The sequence below is a fragment of the Paramicrobacterium fandaimingii genome (assembly GCF_011751745.2).
Lineage (GTDB): Bacteria > Actinomycetota > Actinomycetes > Actinomycetales > Microbacteriaceae > Paramicrobacterium > Paramicrobacterium fandaimingii.
In genome coordinates this window covers 2,323,458-2,347,988 of record NZ_CP061170.1, presented here as the reverse complement: position 1 = coordinate 2,347,988, position 24,531 = coordinate 2,323,458, and the positions used below count along the sequence as shown (strand labels likewise).

At 64.8% G+C, this 24,531-nt stretch carries 24 protein-coding genes and 1 tRNA gene; 9 read left to right on the top strand and 16 right to left on the bottom strand.

Going from position 1 to position 24,531, the window contains the following annotated elements:
- Positions 1-107: 107 nt before the first annotated feature.
- The 4 genes from HCR84_RS11330 to HCR84_RS11315 all read right to left on the bottom strand — a co-directional run bounded on the left by HCR84_RS11330 (position 108) and on the right by HCR84_RS11315 (position 5,967).
- Positions 108-941, bottom strand: coding sequence for an HpcH/HpaI aldolase family protein (locus tag HCR84_RS11330; protein ID WP_166980934.1), 834 nt, complete (start codon positions 939-941; stop codon positions 108-110).
- Positions 926-1,711 carry a 2-oxo-hept-4-ene-1,7-dioate hydratase gene (gene hpaH, locus HCR84_RS11325; RefSeq protein WP_166980936.1) on the bottom strand — a complete coding sequence of 262 codons (786 nt, stop codon included), beginning with the start codon at positions 1,709-1,711 and terminating at the stop codon, positions 926-928. Before hpaH ends, HCR84_RS11330 begins: the two co-directional genes overlap by 16 nt.
- Before the next feature lie 263 nt (positions 1,712-1,974).
- The gene (locus HCR84_RS11320) at positions 1,975-3,633 is read right to left on the bottom strand and encodes a thiamine pyrophosphate-binding protein (RefSeq protein WP_166980938.1); all 1,659 of its coding nucleotides are present in this window, start codon (positions 3,631-3,633) and stop codon (positions 1,975-1,977) included.
- Between the two features lie 462 nt (positions 3,634-4,095).
- Positions 4,096-5,967, bottom strand: coding sequence for an ABC transporter ATP-binding protein (locus HCR84_RS11315; protein WP_166980940.1), 1,872 nt, complete (start codon positions 5,965-5,967; stop codon positions 4,096-4,098).
- A 172-nt stretch (positions 5,968-6,139) separates the two neighbouring features.
- On the opposite strand from HCR84_RS11315, the gene HCR84_RS17650 reads away from it, so the two are divergent.
- Positions 6,140-7,171 carry an A1S_2505 family phage non-structural protein gene (locus tag HCR84_RS17650; protein ID WP_235940657.1) on the top strand — a complete coding sequence of 344 codons (1,032 nt, stop codon included), beginning with the start codon at positions 6,140-6,142 and terminating at the stop codon, positions 7,169-7,171.
- 73 nt (positions 7,172-7,244) lie between these two features.
- Here the strand turns inward: HCR84_RS17650 and HCR84_RS11305 are convergent, their stop codons facing one another.
- Entirely contained in the window at positions 7,245-7,400 is a 156-nt protein-coding gene (locus HCR84_RS11305; protein ID WP_166980942.1) for a hypothetical protein, read from the bottom strand.
- Between the two features lie 225 nt (positions 7,401-7,625).
- Positions 7,626-7,701, bottom strand: a tRNA-Lys gene (locus HCR84_RS11300).
- Between the two features lie 104 nt (positions 7,702-7,805).
- Here HCR84_RS11300 and HCR84_RS11295 point away from each other — a divergent pair.
- Positions 7,806-8,435, top strand: coding sequence for a DNA-directed RNA polymerase subunit beta (locus HCR84_RS11295; protein WP_166980944.1), 630 nt, complete (start codon positions 7,806-7,808; stop codon positions 8,433-8,435).
- Positions 8,436-8,669: 234 nt separating this feature from the next.
- Entirely contained in the window at positions 8,670-9,266 is a 597-nt protein-coding gene (locus HCR84_RS11290) for an anti-sigma factor domain-containing protein (RefSeq protein ID WP_166980946.1), read from the top strand.
- 20 nt (positions 9,267-9,286) lie between these two features.
- Here the strand turns inward: HCR84_RS11290 and pstB are convergent, their stop codons facing one another.
- From pstB to HCR84_RS11250, 8 genes are all read right to left on the bottom strand, one after another.
- Complete coding sequence (gene pstB, locus HCR84_RS11285; protein WP_166980948.1) at positions 9,287-10,066, bottom strand: phosphate ABC transporter ATP-binding protein PstB; 780 nt, start codon at positions 10,064-10,066, stop codon at positions 9,287-9,289.
- A 14-nt stretch (positions 10,067-10,080) separates the two neighbouring features.
- Positions 10,081-11,151, bottom strand: coding sequence for a phosphate ABC transporter permease PstA (gene pstA, locus HCR84_RS11280; protein WP_166980950.1), 1,071 nt, complete (start codon positions 11,149-11,151; stop codon positions 10,081-10,083).
- Positions 11,151-12,104, bottom strand: a complete 954-nt coding sequence (gene pstC, locus HCR84_RS11275) for a phosphate ABC transporter permease subunit PstC (protein ID WP_166980952.1) — start codon at positions 12,102-12,104, stop codon at positions 11,151-11,153. Before pstC ends, pstA begins: the two co-directional genes overlap by 1 nt.
- An 88-nt stretch (positions 12,105-12,192) precedes the next feature.
- On the bottom strand, positions 12,193-13,284 hold the full coding sequence (locus HCR84_RS11270) for a phosphate ABC transporter substrate-binding protein PstS (RefSeq protein ID WP_166980954.1): 1,092 nt from the start codon (positions 13,282-13,284) through the stop codon (positions 12,193-12,195).
- A gap of 128 nt (positions 13,285-13,412) precedes the next feature.
- Positions 13,413-14,357, bottom strand: a complete 945-nt coding sequence (locus HCR84_RS11265) for an NUDIX hydrolase (RefSeq protein ID WP_166980956.1) — start codon at positions 14,355-14,357, stop codon at positions 13,413-13,415.
- Positions 14,354-16,528: an RNA degradosome polyphosphate kinase gene (locus HCR84_RS11260; RefSeq protein WP_166980957.1), complete on the bottom strand. Its 2,175-nt coding sequence runs from the start codon at positions 16,526-16,528 to the stop codon at positions 14,354-14,356. The genes HCR84_RS11265 and HCR84_RS11260 overlap by 4 nt, the downstream gene beginning before the upstream one ends.
- 51 nt (positions 16,529-16,579) lie before the next feature.
- Positions 16,580-17,431 carry a mycothiol synthase gene (mshD, locus tag HCR84_RS11255; RefSeq protein WP_166980959.1) on the bottom strand — a complete coding sequence of 284 codons (852 nt, stop codon included), beginning with the start codon at positions 17,429-17,431 and terminating at the stop codon, positions 16,580-16,582.
- Complete coding sequence (locus tag HCR84_RS11250; RefSeq protein WP_166980961.1) at positions 17,415-18,095, bottom strand: winged helix-turn-helix transcriptional regulator; 681 nt, start codon at positions 18,093-18,095, stop codon at positions 17,415-17,417. The genes mshD and HCR84_RS11250 overlap by 17 nt, the downstream gene beginning before the upstream one ends.
- 70 nt (positions 18,096-18,165) lie before the next feature.
- On the opposite strand from HCR84_RS11250, the gene HCR84_RS11245 reads away from it, so the two are divergent.
- From HCR84_RS11245 to HCR84_RS11230, 4 genes are all read left to right on the top strand, one after another.
- Positions 18,166-18,459 (top strand): hypothetical protein, encoded by a 294-nt coding sequence (locus HCR84_RS11245; protein WP_166980963.1) that lies wholly within the window; start codon positions 18,166-18,168, stop codon positions 18,457-18,459.
- 167 nt (positions 18,460-18,626) lie between these two features.
- On the top strand, positions 18,627-19,229 hold the full coding sequence (locus HCR84_RS11240) for a heme-binding beta-barrel domain-containing protein (RefSeq protein WP_166980965.1): 603 nt from the start codon (positions 18,627-18,629) through the stop codon (positions 19,227-19,229).
- Entirely contained in the window at positions 19,229-20,362 is a 1,134-nt protein-coding gene (ygfZ, locus tag HCR84_RS11235; protein WP_166980967.1) for a CAF17-like 4Fe-4S cluster assembly/insertion protein YgfZ, read from the top strand. The genes HCR84_RS11240 and ygfZ overlap by 1 nt, the downstream gene beginning before the upstream one ends.
- Positions 20,363-20,425: 63 nt before the next feature.
- Complete coding sequence (locus tag HCR84_RS11230) at positions 20,426-21,175, top strand: phosphoglyceromutase (RefSeq protein ID WP_166980969.1); 750 nt, start codon at positions 20,426-20,428, stop codon at positions 21,173-21,175.
- A 69-nt stretch (positions 21,176-21,244) separates the two neighbouring features.
- Here the strand turns inward: HCR84_RS11230 and phoU are convergent, their stop codons facing one another.
- Positions 21,245-21,913, bottom strand: coding sequence for a phosphate signaling complex protein PhoU (gene phoU, locus HCR84_RS11225; RefSeq protein WP_166980971.1), 669 nt, complete (start codon positions 21,911-21,913; stop codon positions 21,245-21,247).
- A gap of 161 nt (positions 21,914-22,074) precedes the next feature.
- Here phoU and HCR84_RS11220 point away from each other — a divergent pair, with 161 nt between their 5' ends.
- The gene (locus HCR84_RS11220; protein WP_166980973.1) at positions 22,075-23,253 is read left to right on the top strand and encodes a sensor histidine kinase; all 1,179 of its coding nucleotides are present in this window, start codon (positions 22,075-22,077) and stop codon (positions 23,251-23,253) included.
- Positions 23,250-23,933: a response regulator transcription factor gene (locus HCR84_RS11215; protein WP_166980975.1), complete on the top strand. Its 684-nt coding sequence runs from the start codon at positions 23,250-23,252 to the stop codon at positions 23,931-23,933. Before HCR84_RS11220 ends, HCR84_RS11215 begins: the two co-directional genes overlap by 4 nt.
- Positions 23,934-23,967: 34 nt before the next feature.
- Here the strand turns inward: HCR84_RS11215 and HCR84_RS11210 are convergent, their stop codons facing one another.
- On the bottom strand, positions 23,968-24,462 hold the full coding sequence (locus tag HCR84_RS11210) for a hypothetical protein (RefSeq protein ID WP_166980977.1): 495 nt from the start codon (positions 24,460-24,462) through the stop codon (positions 23,968-23,970).
- Between the last annotated feature and the right edge of the window lie 69 nt (positions 24,463-24,531).

Below are 24,531 nucleotides of genomic sequence, written 5' to 3'. Positions count from 1 at the left end.
GGTCTCTCCTCGTCGTGGACGGTCGTATTCCAAATGATATACGATCTGGCGGGTTTCGGGAAGGGGTGAGGCATCTCCCTGCGTGCGCGGGGGTGCATCGGCGTGCGTCAGTAGCTGGCGCGGGGTGGTGCACCGTCGTTCTCTTCGCCAGCGTCGTCGACGGGCGGGAGCCATGTGTCGGCGAGAGCTTCGCTGGCGCGGGCGAGCAGAGAGACGTCGGCGGCGACGAGTATGAATCTGACGCCCTGCTCGAGGTAGCGGCTCGCGGCGGCGGGGGCGAACGCGTTGATCCCGACGGAGACGCCGAGCTCAGTCAGATCGCGAATCGTCGTCTCGACGGCATCCACAACCTCTGGGTGCCCCTGCTCGCCGAGATGCCCCATGGATGCTGCGAGGTCGGCGGGCCCGATGAATACGCCGTCAACGCCGTGCACCGCCGCGATCTCCCGCGCATTCGCCACAGCCTCCGCCGTCTCGATCTGCACGTACAGCGACACGGCATCGTCGGCCGACGCGAGATAGCCCTCCACGCGATTCCACCGAGCGGCTCGCGCGAGAGCGCTGCCGACCCCGCGCACGCCCCGTGGCGGGTAGCGCACGGCAGCGACGGCTTTCTCGGCATCAGCCGCGCTGTTCACCATGGGAACAAGGAGGTTCTGCGCGCCGATATCGAGGTACTGTTTGATCACAACGGCGTCGCACACCGGCACGCGCACGAGTGTTGTCACGGGGTAGGCGGCGACAACCTGCAGTTGAGCAAGAATCGACTCGAGCGTGTTGTGGCTGTGCTCGCCGTCGATGAGCAGCCAGTCGAGGCCGCTTCCGGCGCAGATCTCGGCGTTGAGGGCATTGCCGCTGCTCACCCACATGCCGACGAGCGCGCGGTCGGCGTGTGCGAGGCGGTCGCGGAACGTGGGCGGCAGCTCTAGGCGAATCGGCATGTGATGGCTCCCAGCTGTCCGTAGTCGGCGTGCACCGTATCGCCCCGCTCCACCCACATGGGGCGCGTGAACGATCCGGCAAGAATGATCTCGCCGGCTTCGAGGCGGTCGCCGTGATGGGCGAACTTGTTCGCAAGCCAGGCAACACCGGATGCCGGGTGATTCAGCACAGCTGCGGCAACGCCCGACTCCTCGATCGTCTCGTTGCGGTAGAGCAGCGCCGACACCCACCGCAGATCGACGGCGTCGACGGCAACGGGGCGCCCTCCGAGCACCATGGCGCCGAGAGCCGCGTTGTCTGAGATCGTGTCGACGATCGTGCGGCCGGCCATCTCGACGCGCGAGCTCAGCACCTCGAGAGCGGGCACGACATACTCGGTCGCGCGCAGCACATCGACGAGCGAACAGTTCGGGCCCTCGAGCGGTGCACCCAGCACAAACGCGAGCTCCACCTCGATGCGCACGTTCGAAAACCGGTCGAACTCGATGACCGAGCCGTTCTCGTAGACCGCATCGTCGAAGATCACGCCGTAGTCGGGCTCGGTGATGCCCGTCGCCTGCTGCATCACCTTCGACGTGAGGCCGATCTTGCGCCCGACGAGGCGCCTTCCCGCTTCGATTCCCCGCTGCTTCCACACGTTTTGCACGGCGTAGGCGTCCTCGATGGTCATGCCCTCGTGGCGTGCCGTCAGCAGGGGGATGGTCGAGCGTGTTCTCTCCGCCTCGGCCAGCTCATCTGCGATGGACACGATGTCTGACTGCTCAAGCACGTGTGGCTCCACTTCGTCGTCGATAGCTCTGCAACGATCGTATACGATCGCGGGTACTCTGTGCGACGCGGTGTCAGGTCGAACTGAAAGAATGCGCATATGTCAGGTACTGCACTTTTCGATGATCAGCACGAGCCCGAGGCTGCGCTGTCATTCACCTCGACATCGTCACCAATTGGCGTAGCTACCTGGCGGAGCCTCGACGCTACCTGCGGCACGTCCTCGACTGACTGGCATGAGAGAACCGTTCGCGTCTGAATCCGTCAGACCGCGGCGGGCTCGAAGAGGGCGCTGTTCTGCTCGATGACTTCCTCTTGGTACGGCGCACGCAGCGACTGTGAGATGCGACAGTCGAGCAGCATGACGCCGTCATCGCCCGAGGCAACCCAGCGCTCGAAGACGTCGAGGTCGTCGAGCGTCGACACCGTGACAGCATCCGCCCCGACCGAGCGCGCGAGGCCGGCGAAGTCGACGCCGGAGATCAGCATGGGGCGCTTGTCGAATCCCGCGAGGCCGTAAAGGTGAATCTCGGCACCGTACGCCGCATCGTTGTATACGATGATGGCGCCGCGCCTCGTTGCACGCACAGCGGACTCGAGGTCGGCAAGCGCCATCAGGCCGCCGCCATCTCCCATGCACAGCACAGAGAACGACTCAGGGCGTGAGACCGCAGCGCCTACGAGGCTTGGCAGGCCAAGGCCGATGGACTGGAACGGCGTGCCCACCATCGCAAAGCGGTCGGGTGCGGAGACGTCGAAGTACTGGTTGACCCAGCCGAGAAAGTGGCCGCCGTCATTCACCATGACGCGGTCGGCGGGAATGATCTCGTTGAGGCGCGCAGTGAGGCTGCGGGGGTCGAGCAGGCCATCGGATGCTGCAGGCTCACCGGGCTCTCGCACACTCAGTGTGCCATCGGAGAACCCCGTGATCGACTCGCGCCAGCCCGTGGAAGCCGTGCTGTCGAGTCGTGCGATGAGGCCTTCGACGCTCAGGCGTGCGTCGCCGGAGACGAAGGCGTTTACCCGTGAACTCGTTGGAGCGTCGGTCACGTCGAGCTGGATCACCTTCGCGTGCTCGCCGATAAGAGCACCGAAACGCATGGTGAACTGGTTGAGACCTGCACCGATCACGAGCACCACGTCCGCGGTACCGGCGAGATCCATCGCCTTCTCCTGGCCGAAGCCGCCGGCGACTCCCAGGTCGTACCGCACGTCGAACTGGCCGCGACCGAGGGCCGACGACGCGGTAACGGCGCCGAGGCGGGCAGCGAGCGTGCGCATTGCATCGCCGGCGCCAGACAGGAAAGCGCCGCGGCCGGCAAGCAGAAGGGGGCGCCGTGCGGTGCGCAGCACGGCTGCAGCGTCGTCGAGAGCCTGCGCGCGGGGTGGCCGGGGAGAGGGTGTGGCGAGCGGAGCAGTCGCGTGGTCGACAGCATCCTGAGCCTCGAGCCCGCCGAGATCGTAGGGAATCTCGAGAACCACGGCCGTGCGGTTCGCGAGAGCGTGCTCGAGGGCGGCGCGGGTGCTGGCGACGGGGGAGTCCTGGGTGACCGTGATGACGTGCGCGCCGACCGCGCGGCACAGTGCCGCCTGGTCGACGTCCCACGGCCGCAGCCCCGTGGTGGGGGCCGATCCGGTGATGAGCAGCAGGGGAGTGCGCGCCTTCACGGCCTCGGCCAGCGGCGTGATGGTGTTCGTGAACCCGGGGCCGTATGTGGAGGTCGCGACTGCGAGGTGCCCGTTCGTGCGGTAATAGGCGTCGGCGGCGGCGACGGTGCCGGCCTCGTGCCGCACGGCGGTGTAGGCGACAGTGGTGCCGGCCAGGGCATCCAGCAGATACGCGTTGCCATTGCCCATCACCCCGAACATGTCGGTGACGTGGGCGGCGAGAGTGGTGGCGATATGCGCAGAGACCGTGGGCATAATGCTCCTTCGAGACAACGGACGAATGACATTCCGTATATGTCTCGCGCGGCGCGCTTCGTGCCCCTTTTTCGAGCACCGGGCTGGCGGCCCGGACACTTTTACTGTAACACCAGGGCGAGGTGACGACCATGCGATCGCAGCCTGCCGCCGGCGTGCGGGTGGTGGAACGCATAATTGGTGCGCTGTCCGGCGGTTTTATGCGTTCTCGTCAGGCCGGACTGGCGCTTGTGCTGCGTCGCACACCGAGTGACCCGAGCGCCCCGAATGCACCCCGCCATCGCACACGGTTAAGGCGAATGCACGTCCATGAGCGTGGGCACGAGCCGTTTGGCTCACGCGTGCGCTTGATCGCGCGTGTCTGCGCACCCCAGATCGCTTCATAGGTCAAAGAATGCTTTTAAACGGCGTTCTGAGAGCAAACTTTGACCTTTCAACGCTCGCGGGTGACGCGAGGCACGGCTAGACGAGCAGTTGGTGCTTCGCCAGGTCGCGGTACAGCGGCACCTCCTGCACCAGCTGCGAGTGGGTTCCCGTGCCGATGACGCGGCCCTCATCGAGCACGACAATGCTGTCGCTGTCGACGACCGTCGAGAGCCTGTGCGCAATCACGATGAGCGTGCGATCGGTGGCAACGGCATCGATGGCCTCGCGCATCTTCTGCTCGTTGACGCCGTCGAGACTCGACGTCGACTCGTCGAGCAGCAGAATCGGAGGCGCCGAGAGAATCGAGCGCGCAATCGCGAGGCGCTGCCGCTCGCCGCCCGAGAGCATGATGCCGTCTTCACCGACCGGGGCATCGAGTCCCTGCGGATTGCGACCGAGCACGTCGCCGAGGTTGACGGCGTGCAGCACATCGATGCACTCAGAATCGGTGGCATCGGGGGAAGCGAGCAGAAGGTTGTCGCGGATGCTGCCGGCCAGCACAGGGGCGTCTTGCTCGACGTAGCCGATGCGAGATCGCACGTCGTCGCGGCTAAGCGTGCGAATGTCGACGCCGCCCAGGCGGATGCTGCCCGCCGTCGTGTCATAGAAGCGCTCGATGAGCCCGAGGATCGTCGACTTGCCCGCACCACTCGGCCCGACGAGCGCCGTGCGGGTGCCGCGCTCCGCCTCAAATGTCACGTCGCGCAGCACGGCGCCATTCGCTGTCGCGGCGTTGGTCTGGGACGTGGCGTCGGCGTTGGGCTCGGCCTCGGCGTCGCGGTGGGCGCGGGCGACAGCATCCGGATATGAGAACGACACGCTTTCGAAGGCAATTGCCGCTGCGAACGGCGATGCAACGCCTGGCTCGGCGACGGACGCCGCAATGTCGGCGTCGCCGTCGGTCTCGGCATCGAGCGACACGATCTCCTGAATGCGCCCGAGCGCTCCAAGCGCCTGGTTTGTGGCGCTGATCGCCCCGAAGGCCTGGCCGAGCGGCATGATCATCATGAAGAGAAACAAAATGAACGCAACGAGGTTGGCGATGGTGATGGAGCCATTGGCGACGCGGAACCCGCCGACGCCGAGCACAACGAGAAACGACGCCTGCATGGCGACGCCCGCAACGGGCACGACGAGCGCCGAGACCTTCGCGACGTTGAGGCCCATGCGCCATGCGCCCACGGCTTCGGTCTGCACGGCGTCGATCTCGCGCGCCGTGGCACCGGAGGCGCGGATCGTGCGCACCGAGCCGATTGCGCGCTCCAACGCGGCGGTCAGGTCGCCCACCTTCTTCTGCGTGCGTGCGCTCGCGACGCGGATGCGGCCGGCCAGCGCACCGACGACGACGATGGATGCCGCGATCACCGCAGCCGTGAGCCCGAGCAGCACCGGGTCGATGATGAGCATGGCAATGAGTGCACCGAGAAACGTGACGCTGCCGCCGATCGCTTCAACGAGGCCCTGCGTCAGTACGGCGCGCAGCAGCGTTGTGTCACTGCCGACACGCGAGACGAGGTCGCCGGTGCGACGCGCATCGAACTGCGCGATGGGCAGGTGCAGCATGCGGGCGATGAGACGCCGCCTGCTCGAGAGAACGACGCCCTCGCCCATGCGCTGCAGCAGGTAGTGCTGGTACCCCGAGATCAGCGCAGAGACGATCACGAGTGCCACCAGCGCCCAGACAAGCCAGCCCAGCGGTTGCGACCGCTCGACAAACTGGATCACCTGACTGACGAGCAGCGGCTGCGCCAGAGACGCGGCGGCGCCGAACACGCCGAGAACGAGGGCCGCGGTGAGCGGGCCCTTGTGCTCGAGAAGGTAGGGCAGCAGCTGGCGGAACTTTGCGCGCGGCCCATCATCTGAGGGGCGGGCAAAGGGGGAACGGCGTGTGGCAGAAGAGGAGCTCATGCGTACTCTCGACGAGTGGATAGAGGCACTCGACCTTACCGAGTCAGCCTTTGAGAGTGGCGAGTGTCCGTGACGACGGGGCAGCGGCGGCATATCCTGGCCGAGACGTCACCGGGCAGTGGTCACCGCAATGCCCGTGAGGCGCGGGAATCGGATGCTGGAGGGCAGACACATGCACATCGAGTCGCTGAAGCCAGGGGAGATCTTCGTCTTCGGATCCAACGCATCGGGCGCACACGGTGCCGGAGCCGCGCGCACCGCATATGAGAAGTTCAGTGCCGTGTGGGGCCAGGGCTCGGGGCTGCAGGGCCAGTCGTACGGCATCGACACGATGAGTGGCATCGAGGTCATTGCGCAGGAGGCCGCTGACTTCACGGTGTTTGCGCGAGAGCATCCGGAGCTGACGTTTCTGCTGACGCCGGTTGGCTGCGGCATTGCCGGGTATGCCGCCGCTGACGTGGCACCGTTCTTCGCCGATGCGCCGAGAAACGTCGTGCTTCCCGACGAGTTTCTTGAGGTGATTCGGGCACCGGATGACGCGGGCAACGGTCACACGCACGACGCCCAACCCGCCGAAAGCGAGCCTGCCGACAGGCAGGGCTACTGGAATGGGCGCTACAGCGGAACGGAGCGCATGTGGTCGGGACGGGTAAACGCTGCGCTCGCCGAAACGGTCGTAGAGCTTTCCCCGGGGACAGCACTCGATCTCGGATGTGGCGAGGGCGGTGATTCGCTGTGGCTTGCCGAGCAGGGCTGGACGGTGACGGGCGTCGACATCTCGGATGTCGCGTTGGCGCGAGCGGATGCCGAGGCCCGCTCTCGTGGCGTGCACGCCGTGACGTGGCAGCAGGCCGATCTCGAGACGTGGGCTCCTGAGGAGCAGTTCGACCTCGTCTCGGCGTGTTTTCTCCAGGCACCGCACGACTTCGACCGCGAGGGTGTGCTGCGCCGCTCGGGGCACCACGTGCGGCCGGGCGGGCACCTGCTGATCGTCTCCCACGCATCGATGCCGCCGTGGTCGCACCACCATGATCACGAAGAGTTGCCGACGGTGCAGAGCGAACAGGCCGCGGTCGGCGACGCCTCCGGGTGGGACATCGTCGTCGCAGACGTGCGGCAGCGGCAGGCGACGGGTCCAGACGGCACCGTTGCACCCCTCAATGACAACGTCGTGCTGCTGCGTCGCCGGACCCTCGCACAGTGATGACGTGCCCGTGACGCGCCTGTGACGTGTCAGTGATGCACCGGAATGTGTCGCTTTGCGTGGCGACGACGCGCTACTTGTTGACCGCTCGGCGGATGAATCCCCAGATGAGTGTCGCAACGAACAGCACGATGCCAATCACGGCGAGCCAGACGAGGCCCTTGATCGCAAACCCGAGAACGGAAAGGATCAGCCAGATGACGAGCAGCGTGATGATGAATCCGAACATGGTGTCCTCTCAATCTCTCGATAACGCCCAGTATGTCTCGCTCGGTTGGTTCTGGGAACCCCTTGCGTTCTGCGGGCAACGGTGGGCACGCAACCATCGCGCGGTGAGATGCCAGAAAACGTCGCTCTGCGGGCCGCCCGAAGCGACAGGCCCTGGCATCTCTCTGTGCGAGCCACGTCAGCGCGAGGTTGTGCGAGCGGGAACGTTGCTCGCCACACGCACATCTGGTGCGCCCGCCGGGGCTCGAACCCGGGACCCGCGGATTAAAAGTCCGATGCTCTACCAACTGAGCTACAGGCGCCGACCTACTTAATCTACAGGTCTTTGCTGGGTGATGTGACCACAGCGGCGGTGTCGCGCGAGAGTACCGTTAGAGCAAGCACCTGCGCAGACGAGGAGAACTGCTTGACACGAGACTTCCACAAGCCAGCACGCTACCCCGCGTCGGTCTTCGACAACATCCAGGGCGGAATCGACCCTGCCGAATCCAGTCGGATCGCACACGAGACGGCCCGGGCGCTGCTCGCGCGCGTGCGCGATGAGGGCGACCCCGACATCGTCGAGCGCGTCGTCGCCTACACAGACGAGCACGGAATCGACACCATCGCTGAACTGTGGTCGCACGCGACAAGCCGCAGCCTTCCCGGATGCCTCTGGCGAATCTACCTTCTGCGCTTGCAGGTGAGAGAAGATCCGCACGGCACGGGGCTGGTGTTCCAGCGTGGATCGGAAGTTCTGCGCACCATCGATCCTGTCGTTGCCGGCGCACCAGCCCCAACCGGCCCGGCCGAGATCATCGCGCTGGCCGACCGCATCCTTCGCGGTGTGTTCGAGGGTGACTTCACCATCGCCCTCGACAGGGCAGCGGCATACTGCCGGGTGTCGTCTGCGGGGTGCACAAGCATCGCCGATGACCTCGAGTCGACGGAGCCGGAACGCGCAAGCGACCTCACCCAACGGGCGCTGCGGTTGTCGACGTACGCATCAGATCTCGCGTCTGCGGCGCGCCTCTGGCGACGCGACGAGCTCGACTGAGCACCGCAACATCCGCTGGGAATACTGACGAGACCCATGCGTTACACTTTTGCGTGGCCGGGCCGCTAACCCCGGGCTCCAATATTTGCCGCTTCGAGCGGCCTTCCGCCGAGAGGCGTTTTGCGGCCCGGTCACTTATTCTGTTCGGGCCCGGTCTGATTTGCGTGAGCCAGGTAGGGGCGCGCCGCGGCACCTGCACTGCCGAAGACGACCCCTCATGAGAAGCTGGTGAATGTGAGCAACGAGAATCACATCGAGAGGGCGAGCGCGCCGACGACAAAATCGGGTAAGGGTGCGCCGAATGAGGCGGGCGAAACCAACTGGCAAGAGCACAAGGCTCGGCGCAAGCTGGCAAAGAAGGCCGAGAAGAAGACAGTGTCGCGCCCCGTTGCCGCAGCCATCTCTCTCGTCGCCGTGTGTGCATCTGTCGCTGTCGCTAGCGGCTTCGTCGGGCTCGTTGAGAACGGAAACCAGCTCCCTCAGGCGCTGCAGCTGGCCCAGGTGAACGCTCAGAGCGACGTCACACGCTCGCAAGTCGTTCTCGACACCACAGATAATGAAACGGCTACCATCGTGTGGTCGCGAAATCTCGATACCGCGGCCATCATCGTCGAAGGGCTCTCCAAGCTCGAGAGCGACACATATCGCGTGTGGTACGCATCAGACGACTCATACACGCCGGTTGGCGAACTCACCGTCACACATGACGGCTCCGAAGTGTGGGCGACGCTGAGCGGTGACATCGCCGCTGCGCAATCCGTGATGATCACTATCGATTCCGCCGATGCTGCCGAACCAGGCACCGACGTCGTCGCCGAAATCGAACTCTGAGAATCGAGCTCTGAGCGCGGTTAGCCGAAACGGCCAGAGACGTAGTCTTCCGTCGCCTGCACGCTGGGCTGTGTGAATATCGTGTTCGTGTCGTCGAACTCGATGAGCTTTCCCGGCTTGCCTGTTCCCGCAATGTTGAAGAAGGCCGTGCGATCGGAGACGCGTGAAGCCTGCTGCATATTGTGCGTCACGATGACAATCGTGTAGTCCTGCTTCATCTCTTCGATGAGGTCTTCGATCGCCAGCGTCGAGATGGGGTCGAGGGCGGAGCACGGCTCGTCCATGAGCAGAACATCCGGTTCAACGGCGATGGCCCGCGCGATGCAGAGGCGCTGCTGCTGACCGCCCGAGAGGCCGGAACCCGGCTTGTCCAGTCGATCCTTCACTTCGTTCCACAGGTTGGCTCCGCGCAGGGCCTTCTCGGTGAGAGCATCCTGATCTGATTTTGAGATGCGCTGGTTGTTGAGCTTGACGCCCGCGAGCACGTTCTCTTTGATCGACATTGTGGGGAACGGATTGGGCCGCTGAAACACCATGCCCACCTGACGGCGCACCGCGACCGGGTCGACACCCGGGTCGTACAGGTTGTTGCCGTCGATGAGAACATCGCCCTCGACATAAGCGCCGGGGATCACCTCGTGCATGCGGTTGAGAGTGCGCAGAAACGTCGACTTGCCGCATCCGGACGGGCCGATGAAAGCGGTGACGCTGCGGGGTTCGATGGTGAGAGTGACGTCTTCGACAGCGCGAAATGCGCTGTAGTACACGTTGAGGTCTGAGACTTCGATTCGTTTCGACACGTTTTTCCTTTGCGTCAGCGACCCGATTTGGGGGCGAAGTAGCGGGCGATGATTCTTGCGATGATGTTGAGGAGCATCACGATCACGATGAGCGTGAGGGCACCGGCCCACGCCCGATCAAGATAGGCCTGGGCGTCAACTCCCTGACTCACGTAGGAGTTGTACACGGCAACGGGGAGGCTCTGCATGCGGCCCTCGAGCAGGTTGTAGTTCATGTTGTTCGTGAACCCCGCAGCGATGAGCAACGGTGCGGTCTCGCCGATGACACGGGCGATGGCCAGCATGATGCCGGTTGTGATTCCCGCGATCGCGGTTGGCAGCACAACCTTGAGGATCATCAGCCAGCGGGGAACACCGAGGGCGAGGGCTGCCTCGCGCAGCTCATTCGGAACGACCTTCAGCATGTCCTCGCTCGACCGGACGACAACGGGGATCATGATCACGGCAAGCGAGATTGCGCCGGCAAGGCCGATCTTCGTTCCCGGCCCGAAGATCAGTGCGAACGCGGCATACGCGAAGAGTCCGGCGACGATCGACGGAATGCCGGTCATGACGTCGACGAGGAAGGTGATCGCCCGAGCAAGGGCGCCGCGGCCGTACTCCACAAGGTAGATCGAGGTGAGAAGGCCGACGGGAACGGAGATGACGGCAGCGGTGAGCGTCATCAGCAGCGTGCCGATGATGGCGTGCAGAAACCCGCCGCCCTCGCCGACGATGTTGCGCATCGACCAGGTGAAGAACGTTGCGTCAAACCTCGCCGAGCCATTGACGATGACGGTGACGACGAGCGAGATCAGGGGAGCGAGCGCAATGAGGAAGGCCGCGCCGACCAGCGTTGTGATGAGACGGTCCTTCGCCCGTCGCCCGCCCTCGATGAGCAGCGACGAGATGAAGAGCAGTGAGGCGTACAGCAGGGCCCCGACGATGATGGCACCGGTGATGTTGAGGCCGTCTGTCGCGCCGGCCGCGGCCAGAAGAGCAAACGCGACGATTGAGATGGCGAGGGAACCGGCGAGAATCAGCCAGGGCGCTGCCTTGGGCAGGCGTCCGCTCGCATAGACGTTGGGGATCGCAGTCTGGGTCATCAGTTCGCTCCCGAGAATTCTTTGCGGCGGGCGACGATCCACCGGGCGATCATGTTGATGATGAGCGTGATCGCGAAGAGAAGAAGACCCGTTGCGATGAGTGCATCGACATTGAGGCCGAAGGCCTCGGGGAAGCTCAGCGCGATGTTCGCGGCGATCGTGCCCGGGTTTGCCGACGTGAGCACCTTGAAGCTGATCCCGCCCGAGGCGGAGAGCACCATAGCGACGGCCATGGTCTCACCGAGCGCGCGGCCGAGACCGAGCATTGATGCCGAGATGATTCCGGAGCGTCCGAACGGGAGGACGGCCATGCGGATCATCTCCCACCGCGTCGCGCCGAGGGCGAGAGCAGCTTCTTCGTGGAGAACCGGCGTCTGCAGGAAGAGCTCACGGCAGAGCGCCGTGATCACCGGCAGAATCATGACAGCGAGCACGATTCCGGCGGTCATCATTGTGCGCCCCGTTCCCGAGACGGGCGGGGCAAAGAGCGGAAACCAGCCCATGTTGGCTGTGAGCCACGCGTAGATGGGCTGAATGGCTGGAGCGAGAACGTTAGCGCCCCAGAGGCCGAAAACGACAGACGGCACCGCAGCCAGCAGATCGACGACATAGCCGAGCGCCTGGGCCAGGCGGCGCGGCGCATAGTGCGAGATGAACAGGGCAATGCCGATCGAGACCGGAACGGCCATCAGAAGGGCGAGGAACGCCGCCCAGACGGTTCCGAACGCGAGCGGGGCGACATAGGTCCAGAAGGTGCCGCCGTCGAAAAGGGAGATCTCGTCGGGGTTTGCCGTGAGAGCGGGAAAACCCTGCACGAGCAGAAAGGCCGCAACGGCAGCGAGTGTGGCGAGAATCAGCGTACCTGCGGTGAGCGTTGCACCAGAGAAGATGCGGTCACCCAGGCGCTGGGCTGTGCGCCTTCGTGTCGGAAGCGACGCTGTCGGCGAAGTCATTCGATGTCGTGTCCTGTTGGTTCGGGTGGGAGGTGGGCGTCAGAGTGGCCCGGCGCGCCGTTGGGGCGCCGGGCCACCCGGATGGGTTCTACTTGATGCCCTCGACGGCGGCCGAGGCCGCGTCAAAGAGCGTGCTCGAGATCGGCGCGGTGCCGGCCGCCTCCTGCGAGGTGGCCTGTCCCTCTTCGCTGATCACGTAGCTGAGGTACGCCTTGGTGAGTTCAGCTGCCGCGGCATCCTGGTACTCGTTGCAGGCGATCAGGTAGCTGACCAGAACGATCGGGTAGGCACCCGACTCGGTCGTCGAGCGGTCGAGCTCGATTGCCAGGTCGCCGTCTTCGCGGCCCTCGGCAAACGGTGATGCGTCAACGATGGCGGCGGCCGCCTCAGCCGAGTACGGAACGTACTCCTCGCCAACCTTGACCGCGACGGTGCCGAGGTCACCGGCGCGCGACGCGTCAGCGTAGCCGATGGTTCCGGTGCCGTTGCTGACGGCGTCAATCACGCCGGAGGTTCCCTGCGCGCCTTCGCCGCCGTCATAGGGCCACGTTTCGCCGGCCTCTGCGTCCCAGACATCGCCGGACGCTGAGTGGAGGTAGTCGGTGAAGTTCTCGGTTGTGCCCGACTCGTCTGAGCGGTGCACGGCGGTGATCGCCTGATCGGGAAGGTCGGCATCGGGGTTCTGGCTGACGATTGCCTCGTCGTTCCAGTTTGCGATGTCGCCCTTGAAGATTCCGGCGATGGTGGCCGGGTCGAGGTTCAGGCTGTCGACATCGTCGATGTTGAAGACGATGGCGATCGGGGAGATGTACGCCGGGATCTCGATGATGCCGGTGTCGGGCGTGCACGAGGCGAACTCGCCGCTGGCGATCTCGTCTGCCGTGAACGCCGCGTCGGAGCCGGCGAAGGAGCTTGCTCCGACCATGAAGTTTTCGCGTCCGGCGCCCGAGCCTTCTGGGGCGTACTCGACGGTGACGTCAGGGTTCTCGGACTGGAATGCTGCGACCCATGCCTCTTGGGCCGCCTGCTGAGATGATGCGCCGCCTCCGATGAGCGTGCCGGTGAGGGACGAGCCGGAGTCGGTGCCGCTTGCCGAGCTCTCGTTTGCCGCACACGAGGTGAGCAGGAGTGACGCGGCTGCTGCCACGGCAAGTGGGAAGCCGTAACGCTTGATGTTCACAGGTTGAGCCTTTCGCTGATAACAGGACGGGAGTCGGGCTTTTCGGCCCTTCCGCTGGTCACGCTAAGCAGGTCGTGTGACGAGCATCCCTCAGGGGGGTAAACGAAAGGTGAACGGGAGGCGTACGGTCAGTCACGCGATGCGTGGGTCTCGATCGTAATGATGCCTGAGCCGGGATTGGTTGCCGACAGGTGAACGACCGAGAACTCACCGGTTCCGAGTGCCGCGGCCTCTCGGAGATACGAACCGTCAAGTGTTCCCGTGGCCAGCGCGATCTCGCGGAGCACCCCCGGAATCACCGGGCCGTGGCTGCAGAGCACCGCCGTCTTGCGCTTGCGCACGCGTTTTCCGATGACGCTGCGCACATCGCCTGTTCCGTCTTCCCACGCATCCTGGCTCAGCGACTCTGACTGCTTCGGCACGATTCCGCGTGCGGCCGCGAGGGGAGCGACGGTCGTCACACAGCGAACCGCCGTGCTCGTGACGATCTTCTTCGGCGACCACGCCTCGATCGAGGGAACAGCGGATGCTGCTTGCCGCACTCCCTTCGCCGTGAGAGGTCGCGATGCGTCGGAGCCGTTCCACTCGCCTGGGGGAGTCGCCTTTGCGTGGCGCAAGACGATGAGCGCGAATGTCCCGGTGATCCCCTCGTCGACGAGGTCGGAGAATCGCGAGACGACGTCGACGTCTTGAGGGTACGAGAGGTAACGGCGCGCGCGACTGATCGACACCCATTCCTCGGCGGCGACCTCGCGGTTCGGCACGAACGTCGATGCGCGAACGGCGGCGTCTGTGACCTCGGCCGCCCAGTAGTGCACGTACTTGTCGCGGCCCGAACCCACCGTGTAGTGGGCGATGCCCACAGGAACGCCGAGCGTGACATCGAACCCGGTCTCTTCCTTGATCTCGCGCACGGCCGTCTGCGGCAGCGTCTCGCCCGGGTCGACCTTGCCCTTCGGCAGGGTCACATCGCCGTGCTTCGTTCGGTGAATCACGAGCACGCGAATCTCGCCCTCGATGGCGCGCCAGCATACGGCTCCGGCAGCGTACACGGCCTTCTCGTGCCGACTCATCGACGGCTCCGAGGACGCTTCTTTCGCGAGACGGCCGACATCAGATCGTCTTGAAAGCTGCGAAGGGGGTTCCCTGCTTCGTCAAATGCGTGCCGCGTCCAACTGCCGTCCGGCTCAAGCCACCACGACGACGTGCCGTCGTCCATTGCCGTGTCGAGCATCGAGTTGATCGCGTCGATGTGGGTCGTGTCGGCGAGGCTGACGAGCACCTCAACGCGGCGATCGAGATTGCGATGCATCATGTCGGCGCTGCCGATGTAGGTGATGTGGTCTCCCGCGTTCTCGAACGAGAAGATGCGGGAGTGCTCAAGGTAGCGGCCGACGATCGATCGCACCCTGATGCTCTCGCTGAGCCCGGGCACACCGGGTCTCAGCGCGCTGATGCCGCGCACCCACACGTCAATGGGAACCCCGGCCTGGCTCGCGCGGTAAAGCGCGTCGATGATCTCCTCATCGACGATGGAATTCACCTTGATCCGGATGCCGCTGGGCTTCTCGGCCTCGGCACCTCGACGTTCTTTCTCAATCAGCTTCAGCAGGCCCTTGCGCAGGTGCAGAGGCGCGACGAGGATGCGATTGAACTTCTTCTCGATCGCGTAGCCCGAGAGCTCGTTGAACAGCCGAGTGAGATCCATGCCCACCTCGTCGTCAGCGGTGAACAATCCGAGGTCTTCGTAGACGCGGCTTGTCTTCGGGTTGTAGTTGCCCGTGCCGATGTGCGAGTAGTGTCGCAGTTTTCCACCCTCGTGGCGAATCACGAGAGCGAGCTTGCAGTGCGTCTTGAGGCCGACGAGGCCGTACACGACGTGCACGCCTGCCTTCTCGAGCTTGCGCGCCCACTCGATGTTGTTCTGCTCGTCGAACCGCGCCTTGATCTCAACGAGGGCCAGCACCTGCTTGCCTGCCTCAGCGGCGTCGATGAGCGCCTCGACAATGGGGGAGTCTCCCGATGTTCGGTAGAGCGTCTGCTTGATGGCGAGCACCTGCGGGTCGGCCGCCGCCTGCTCGAGAAACTCCTGCACGCTTGTCGCAAACGACTCGTATGGGTGATGCACGAGCACGTCGCGGCGTGAGATGGCAGCGAAGAGATCTGCTTTGCCGTTGGGCTCGGCCGGGCGAAAATCGGGTGCCGTGTTGGGGACGCGACGCGGGTACTTCAGATCGGGCCTGTCGATCTTCGCCACCTCGAACAGCCCGCCGAGATCGAGCGGCCCGGGGAGCCGGTAGACCTCCTGCTCGGTGATGTTCAGCTCTCGAATGAGCAACTCGAGCGTCTGCTCGTCCATGTCATCTGTCACTTCGAGACGAATCGGCGGCCCGAAGCGTCGGCGCAGCAGCTCGCGCTCGAGCGCTTGAATGAGGTTCTCCGATTCGTCTTCCTCGATCTCGATGTCTTCGTTTCTCGTCACGCGGAAGACATGGTGGTCAATCACTTCCATGCCAGAGAACAGCGCATCGAGGTGCTGCGAGATGAGGTCTTCCAGCGCGATGAAGCGAATGTGATCTGCCCCCTCGCGGTGATCGACGCGAACGAACCGCGGCAGCATCTGCGGCACTTTGATGCGCGCAAACTCCTGCCTGCCGGTTCGCGTGTTGCGCACGCGCACCGAAAGGTTCAAGGAGAGTCCTGAGATGTAGGGGAAAGGATGCGCCGGGTCGACGGCGAGCGGCATCAGAACGGGGAAGATCTGGCTGGCGAAGTAGTCGCTCAGATACGTGTGGTCGCTGGCGTCGAGCGAATCCCAGCTGACGATGCTGATGCCAGTGTGGTCGAGTTCGGGCTCGATTGAGGTGTGCCACACGTCGGCGTGGCGCTTCTGCAGCTCATGGGCGCGCTCTGAGATCTCGTCGAGAACGTCCTTCGGCGACCGGCCGACGTTTGTGGGGACGGCGAGGCCCGTGACGATGCGGCGCCGAAGGCCGGCGACGCGCACCATGAAGAATTCGTCGAGATTGCTCGCGAAGATCGCGAGAAAGTTCACGCGCTCCAGCGGCGGTAGCGTCACGTCTTCTGCGAGCTCGAGCACGCGCTTGTTGAAGGCGAGCCAGCTGATCTCGCGGTCGAGGTAGCGGTCTTCGGGCAGCCCGGCGTCTTCGTCGCCCACAAGGGGGTCGAAGTCATCGTCGTCGCGATCGATCGCTGAGTCGTTGACGAAATCGGTGGAAGCCATTGTCTTATCTTGGCATTCAGCGCTCGCCGGTGCGAGGAGTTCTCGGTGAATTCATGATCGTGCGTCGTGCCGGTACTGCACGTCGGTCGTGTAATCCGTGAATCCCATCGCGCGGTACAGGTGAACGGCGCGCTCGTTCTCGTCGTCGACGTAGAGCGCTGCCGTGCGGCATCCTCTCTTGCGCATATGCGCAAGACCGGCGGCCGTCAGCGCGCGGCCCAGCCCCCTGCCCGCCGCGTTCGCGTCGATGCCGAGCACATAGATCTCGCCGACGTCACCCTCGATCTTCAGCCAGTTGTAGCCGATGAGAGCACCGGACTCGGAGCGCGCGACGAGCATGTCGTCGCGGCGAAACCACGGCTCGGCCATGCGGGCGTCGAGATCCGATCGCGTGATTCGCCCCTGTTCGGGATGATCGGCGAACACCCGCGCGTTGAGAGCCACCCAGTCGTCGGCATCGCGCTGCGGGTCGAATCTGTCGAACGCGTCATCGCCCGACGTGTCGACATCGAGCGGACGGCGCAGCTGGTACAGCGTGCGAATTCGCGTGAGATGAGTGGATGCCGCGAGGCGGGCCGCTGCCGGATGGTCGCCGTGTGCCCACGTGAGCACCTCGCCGTCGTAGCGCGCAAGCAGCGATCGCAGGGCACGGCCGCCGTGCCCTGCGCCGCGGTGCGCGGGAGCGATCACGAGCTCGAATTCGGCGGGGTCGGAAGCGCTCGCAATCGCCGCGCCCACGAGTGTTCCCTCGTCATCCGCGATCTCGAGGTAGTCGCGTCGCTCGTCGCGGGCTTCCACGATTGACTGGTCGCTGAACGGCGGCTGCCCGTCGGTGGCCAACGCGTCGGCGACGAGACGGTCGAAGGCCTCGCGTTCGCGGCGCAGATCACTCGTGTGCAGCATTGGTTGCCCCTCCCTCTGTCGCGGCGAAGCGGTACCCGACGTTGCGCACCGTTCCGATCAGCTGCTCCATATCGCCGAGCTTGGCACGAAGCCGCCTCACGTGCACATCGACGGTGCGGCTGCCGCCGTAATAGTCGTAGCCCCACACCTCGCTGAGCAGCTGCTCGCGCGTGAAGACGCGCGACGGATTCGCCGCGAGAAACCGCAGCAGCTCAAACTCCTTGAACGTGAGATCGAGCGGTCTGCCTTGCGCGCGTGCGGCATAGCTGGCTTCGTCGATCACCACGCCAGACGTCGAGATGACTGTCGTCTGCTCTTCGGGCGCTGCACGCCCAAGGGCAAGGCGAATGCGCGCGTCGAGTTCCGCGGGCCCCGCGGTCGTGAGCACGACGTCGGCGATGCCCCACTCGTGCGACACCGCGGCAAGCCCGCCCTCGGTCACGGCGACGAACACGGGCGCCGGTTGCCCCGTGCTGCGCAGTATCGCGCACAGCGCCTTCGCCTGAGCGAGGTCGTGCTGCCCATCGACGATCACAATGTCTGCGGGAGGGGCGTTCACCAATTCTGCAGGTGAGGCTGGAATTCGTCGCACAGTGTGTGCGAGCAAATCGAGCGCAGGAAGTGAACCCGAGGTGTCGGGTGTGAGAACGATCACGTGTGCCAAGGTGGGCCTTCCCGTGTGTGTTTCCAGTGTAGAGGGCGGTCGGAGTCACGTCGTGCGGCACAATGGAATGGTGACTGACCAGACTGCTCTCTCCCGCAGCCCCGCGCTCGTCGGGCAGATTGTTGTGTGGTCGCTGACGATCGTGATCGCGGTGCTCGCTGCCATCTTCGCCCCCGAGGGGTTTCGATTCACATGGCTCGCGCTCGCGTGCGCCGTCGGTGTGCTCGCCGGGTTCGTCCGTGAGCTGGCAACGCACACGAAAGACGGCTTCGTCGTGCGCGTTGCTGTTCTGAGCACCGGCTGCTTTCTCATCGTGTCCATCGTCGCGGGAGTCGCCGGTCTCACGGAGCTGTTGAGCTACTGAGCGCGCACGGGTCCCGATGCGTCACCGCTTGTCGACTAGACTGAGCGCATGGACCTCGTAGCTCTTGAACTCTTCTTCGTCGGTCTGCTCGGCCTGGCCAGCCTCGCCATCGTGTGGACCGCCGGCGTCGTCTGCTGGAATCTCTTTCGCGGTCAGAGGTAAGCCTCGTGCGTGAGATTCCGGCCGACCTCCCCTCGGAGATCGTGCCGCTGTCGTGGCTGCTCGGCGTCTGGGAGGGCACGGGCGTCATCGATTATCCGATCGGCGACGAGAAGGTGTCGCGCGAGTTCGGGCAGCGCGTCTCGTTCAGCCACGACGGACTGTCATACCTGAATTACTCGGCGTTCACCTGGCTCGTCGGCGAGAATGGCGACGACGAGCCGCTCACCGCCGAGACCGGCTACTGGCGCCTCGAACGCCAGCGCGAAGACGGAGACGTCGGCCCGGGCATTCTGCCGCGCCGGGGCGCTGCTCCCTTCGCGGACGTTGACGCCGTCGAGTCGCTGCGCCGTCCCTCGGGCGGGTTCCCGCTCGAAGTGTCGATTGTGCACCCAGACGGCGTCTCGGAGCTGTACCTCGGTGAGGTGAACGGCCCGCGCATCGATATCGGCACGGATGCCGTCATGCGCAGCGCCGGAGCGAAGAACTACAGCGCGGCAACACGCATGTACGGTCTTGTCGACGGCCACCTCCTGTGGGCATGGGACATCGCGGCACTCGGTCAGGAACTGCGCTCGCACGCATCAGCTCGCCTGGCGAAGGTGGACTGATGGCTCCCTCGCCGTTTCTCTCGCTTCCCGCCGCCATTGAGCTTCCGGATGCCGTCGACCAGGGCGTTCCGTCACACTACGGTTCGCCAAACATCGAGCAGCGCACCCTCGAGCGCGGTCAGGCGATCGTCGACCTCTCCACTCGCGCTGTCGTGTCGATCACCGGGCCGGACCGCCGCAGCTGGGTGAACTCGCTCGCCAGCCAGAGCGTCGCCGACCTCGCGCCCGGTGTCAGCACCGAGGCGCTGTTCCTCGGCCCCCAGGGCCGCGTTGAGCACGCCGTCGGCATCGTTGACGATGGCGAGACGCTGTGGCTGCTCGCCGAGCCGACGACGGCAGAGGCTCTCATCGCGTGGCTGAGTCGCATGGTATTCATGTTGCGCGTCGAGGTGACCGACCGCACAGCCGAGTATGCCCGCATCGGCATGATCGGCTCAGGGCTCGACATCGAGGCTGCGGCTCCGGCCGGCGTTCCGCTCGTCTGGGACGACCCGTGGGGCAGCATTCTTCCCGGCGGGTGGCAGTACGCCGCAGACGAGCATCCCGGTGCCGATTGGCGGTGGCGCGAAGTTCTCGTTTCGCGGGAGTCTCTGCCGCAGCTGGCCGCTCGCGTGCGCTCGGGCGAGCTGCGCGCTGCCGGGTCGCTCGCCGCCGAGGCGCTGCGGGTCGCTGCCTGGCGCCCGCGTCAGGCGATGGAGGCAGACGAGAAGACAATTCCGCATGAACTCGACTGGCTGCGCACGGCGGTGCACCTGAACAAGGGCTGCTATCGCGGCCAGGAGACCGTTGCGAAGGTGCACAATCTCGGGCATCCTCCACGTCGGCTCGTGCTCCTGCATCTTGACGGCAGCGAGTCGGCCATGCCGCCGCACGGTGCAACAGTTCTTGCGCCGAAGGGCGACGACGAGCGCGAGGTCGGGCACATCACAACGGCGGTCATGCATCACGAGCTGGGCCCCGTTGCGCTCGCCGTCATCAAACGCGCCGTGCCCGAGGAGCTTGACCTCGTCGTGCTCGACGGCGAGACGCGCATTGCTGCGGCGCAAGAGATCATCGTGCCGTCCGGTGCGGGGGCGACGGCCGGCGTGCCGCGACTGCCCCGGCTCGGTGCCCGCACGCGGCCAGGGCGCTGACGTCAACCGGCTGAGCAGTCAGGCGACTGCGCACGCGGCATCCGGTGCCTCTATGCTTGAAGCATGTCTGAGCCCTACACTCTTATTCTCCTTCGGCACGGAAACAGCGACTGGAACCAGAAGAACCTGTTCACAGGCTGGGTCGACGTTCGACTCAGCGAGCAGGGCGTTCGCGAAGCGACGCGCGCAGGGGAGCTGATCGCCGAATCTGGCCTCGCCCCCGACGTTCTCTACACCTCGGTTCTCACCCGTGCCATCCAGACCGCCAACATCGCCCTCGACCGCGCCGACCGCGCCTGGCTGCCCGTGAAGCGAAGCTGGCGCCTCAACGAGCGTCATTACGGCGCGCTACAGGGCAAAGACAAGGCGCAGACGCTCGAGGAGTACGGCGAAGAGCAGTTCATGACCTGGCGTCGGTCGTTTGATGTTCCGCCTCCGCCACTTGCCGCGGACGGCGAGTACTCGCAGGCGCACGATGAGCGCTATGTCGGCATTGACGGCTCGGTACCCGAGACGGAGTGCCTGAAAGACGTCATCGACCGCTTTCTGCCGTACTGGGAGTCCGACATCACCGTCGATCTCGCCGCGGGCAAGACAGTGCTCGTGACCGCGCACGGCAACTCGCTGCGTGCTCTCGTGAAGCACCTTGACGGCATCAGCGACGACGAGATCTCTGGGCTCAACATTCCCACGGGCATCCCGCTCGTGTACACGCTCGATGAGAACTTCGCGCCGGTCGAGCCGGCCCGCTACCTCGACCCGGAGGCTGCCGCTGCCGGTGCCGCCGCTGTTGCGTCTCAGGGCAAGAAGTAGCACGACCGACGCTGCTTGACGGGTGAGGGCGATGCCGAATGGCATCGCCCTCACCCGTTGACGTCGAGGCTACGCGGGTGCCTCGGTCTCGTCGGCACCGCTCCAATCGCCCGTTGCGAGGTACTGAACCTTCTTCGCAATGGAGACGGCGTGGTCGGCAAAGCGCTCGTGGTAGCGCGACGCGAGCGTTGCGTCGACGGTCGCCGTTGCCTCGCCCTTCCACCGCTCGCTCAGCAGCTTGTCGAAAACGCTCGCGTGAAGCTCGTCGACGAGGTCATCTTCGTCGCGAATCTCATTGGCGATCAGCGGGTCCTGCGTACGCAGGAGCTCGACGAGCTTGTGCGCGATCTCGACATCGATCGTTCCCATCTTGGCAAACGTCGACTTGAGCCCCTTCGGGACGGCGCGCTCGGGAAACCGATAGCGGGCGAGCTGGGCGATGTGCTCGGCCATGTCGCCCATGCGCTCGAGCGACGAGCTGATGCGCAGAGCACTGACGACAATGCGCAGGTCTCGGGCAACAGGCTGCTGCAGCGCGAGAATGTTGATGGCGAGTTCATCGAGCTCGACTGCCTTTTCATCGATGCGGTTGTCGTTCTCGATGACGTCTTCGGCGACAGCGACGTCCGTCTTCGTGAATGCCTCGACGGCATTGGTGATCGACACCTCGACGAGCTCGGCGATCTCGACGAGACGCTCCTGCAGTTCTCGAAGCTCCTGCTGAAAAACATCGCGCATTGGTGGCCGGTCCTTTCGCTCTGACGGCATACAACCTCGACACTCAGAGTGCATTGCAAAGGTTAACGGTTGGTGCCCTCTGTCTGAACAGTTCGCCAAAAAGCCTGGTCGTGGGGGTTGCCGATCGGAAACCAACTGTCTCTGCCCTCTAACCTAGTCATATGGACGCGACCTGGGTTGTGCTGCTCGCACTGGTGCTCGGCATCTCCCTCGGAGCCGGGTTCGCTGTGTTCGTGTTTGCCGCAGCGCGTCGCGGAGAGCAGGTGCAGCAGGTGATCACGCCACGCGTGCCTGACGGCGTCGATCAGATTCTCGGTGTGCTCGAGAGCATCGGCATTGTTCTCGACACGTCAGACAACGTGCTCAGGGCCTCCCAGGGGGCATTCGCCCTGGGGATCGTGCGCTCGGAACGCATTGCCGTGCGCGATGTGCAGCAGATCGCAGACGAGGTGCGCCGCACAGGCGAGGCTCAGACCCGCACGGTCACGCTCGAGGGTGTTCGTACGGGCGACGTTGCGCGCGTTCTTGCTGTGCGAGCAGCCCCGCTGGGAACGCGCTACGTCGTCGTTCTCGCCAACGACCTCACGGAGTCGATCAGGCTCGACGAGGTGAGGCGTGATTTCATCGCAAACATCAGCCACGAGCTGAAAACGCCGATCGGCGCCATCAGCGTGCTCACCGAGGCGATCGAGAGCTCCGTCGATGATCCCGAGCGGGTGCGCCACTTCGCAGAGAAGATGACGGCGGAGGCCGATCGGCTTGCGGCGCTCACCGCCGACATCATCAATCTGTCGAAGCTGCAAGCCGATCAGGCCCTGCACATGCCCGAGCTCGTGAGCATCGATTCGGTCGTCGACCAGGCCGTGCAGAAGAACTCCGTCGTGGCAGCCTCCCGTCAGGTGACGATCACCCGCGGCGCGCCGACCCACCTCACGGTGTACGGCGAGGAGCCGTTGCTGGCCATGGCGCTGCAGAACCTCGTGTCGAACGCCGTGCAGTACTCGCCAGACGGATCTCGCGTCGGCGTCGGCACGCGCCTCGTCGGCGATACCGTCGAGATTCGGGTCACCGACCAGGGCGTCGGCATTCCCAAAGAAGACCATGATCGCGTGTTCGAGAGGTTCTACCGCGTCGATGGCGCCCGGTCGCGCAACACCGGCGGCACGGGCCTCGGCCTTGCGATCGTGAAGCACACGGCCCAGAACCACGGGGGGAACGTCTCTGTGTGGTCGCAGCCGGGAAACGGATCGACGTTCACCGTTCGGCTCCCCGTCGCAACGGACGACGAGGGCATCTCCGCACCGACAACGGCCACCTGGCCCGAGAGGACACAGACATGACACGCATCCTGCTGGTCGAAGACGAGGCTGCGCTCAGCGACCCGCTTGCATTTCTGCTGGAACGTGAGGGGTACGACGTCGCTATCGCCGAAGACGGGCAGGCGGGGATCGACGAATGGGAGCGTGACGGCGCCGACCTCGTGTTGCTTGACCTGATGCTTCCGAAGGTCGCGGGCACCGAGGTGTGTCGCCGCATCCGCACCACCTCGACCGTGCCGATCATCATGCTCACAGCCAAGGACACGGAGGTGGACATCGTCGTCGGGCTCGAGTTGGGCGCCGACGACTACGTGACGAAGCCGTACAAGACGCGTGAGCTGCTCGCGCGGGTGCGCGCGGCCCTTCGTCGCCGCGTTTCAGACGATTCTGCCATCGATGAGACGGTTCTTGAGGCGGCCGACGTGCGCATGGATCTCGACAGGCACACGGTGTCGGTGCGCGGGGAGGAGATTTCGATTCCGCTACGCGAATTCGACGTTCTCGAGTTTTTGATGCGCAACGCGGGGCGGGTGCTCACTCGCGGCCAGCTGATCGACCGCGTGTGGGGCAGCGACTACTTCGGCGACACGAAGACGCTTGACGTGCACATCAAGCGCATTCGCTCGCGCATCGAGAAGGACTCGTCGAACCCGCTCATGGTGGTCACTGTGCGGGGGCTCGGCTACCGCTTCGAGGGCTGACAGCATCCGCCCCTCGACCGCTGGTGTGTGCTGACTACTCGGTCTCGGCCGGCGTCGGCACGAGCGTGCTGTACTCGGGAAGATCGTTGTTGTAGACGGGAACGTCGAGCGAGACGCCCGTTTCGCTGCCGTACTGGAAGAAGATCTCGGTTGTCGACCCCACCTTCGCGTCGAGCGGGTCGATCACGATGTTCTCGCGCTCGGTGTCGTCTGCCGTTGGCGCGCTGAACGTGAAGATGCCGTCTGCATCGATGACAACCTCGGTTGATGTGCCGTTTGCAAACTCGATCGTGACGCTGTGCGCACTCGACCCGTTGTTCACGACGGTCACGACAAGGTTGCCGACGGTGCCGTCTTCATTTGCGATGACCAGTGCATTGCGAACGTCGATATCGCCAACGGAACCACCGACGCCGTCGCTCGCGTCATAGTGGATCGTCGTTGCCTGCGGGGCGAGAAACCCGCACCCACTCGTGCCCAGCGCAACGGCTGCGGCCAGAACGATGATTGCGGCAAAACGCGATCTCACAGAAAGCCTCCAGATGATGGGCGCAGCACGTCACGCACATTATTCGTGCGCTGCGCGGTCTCAGACGAT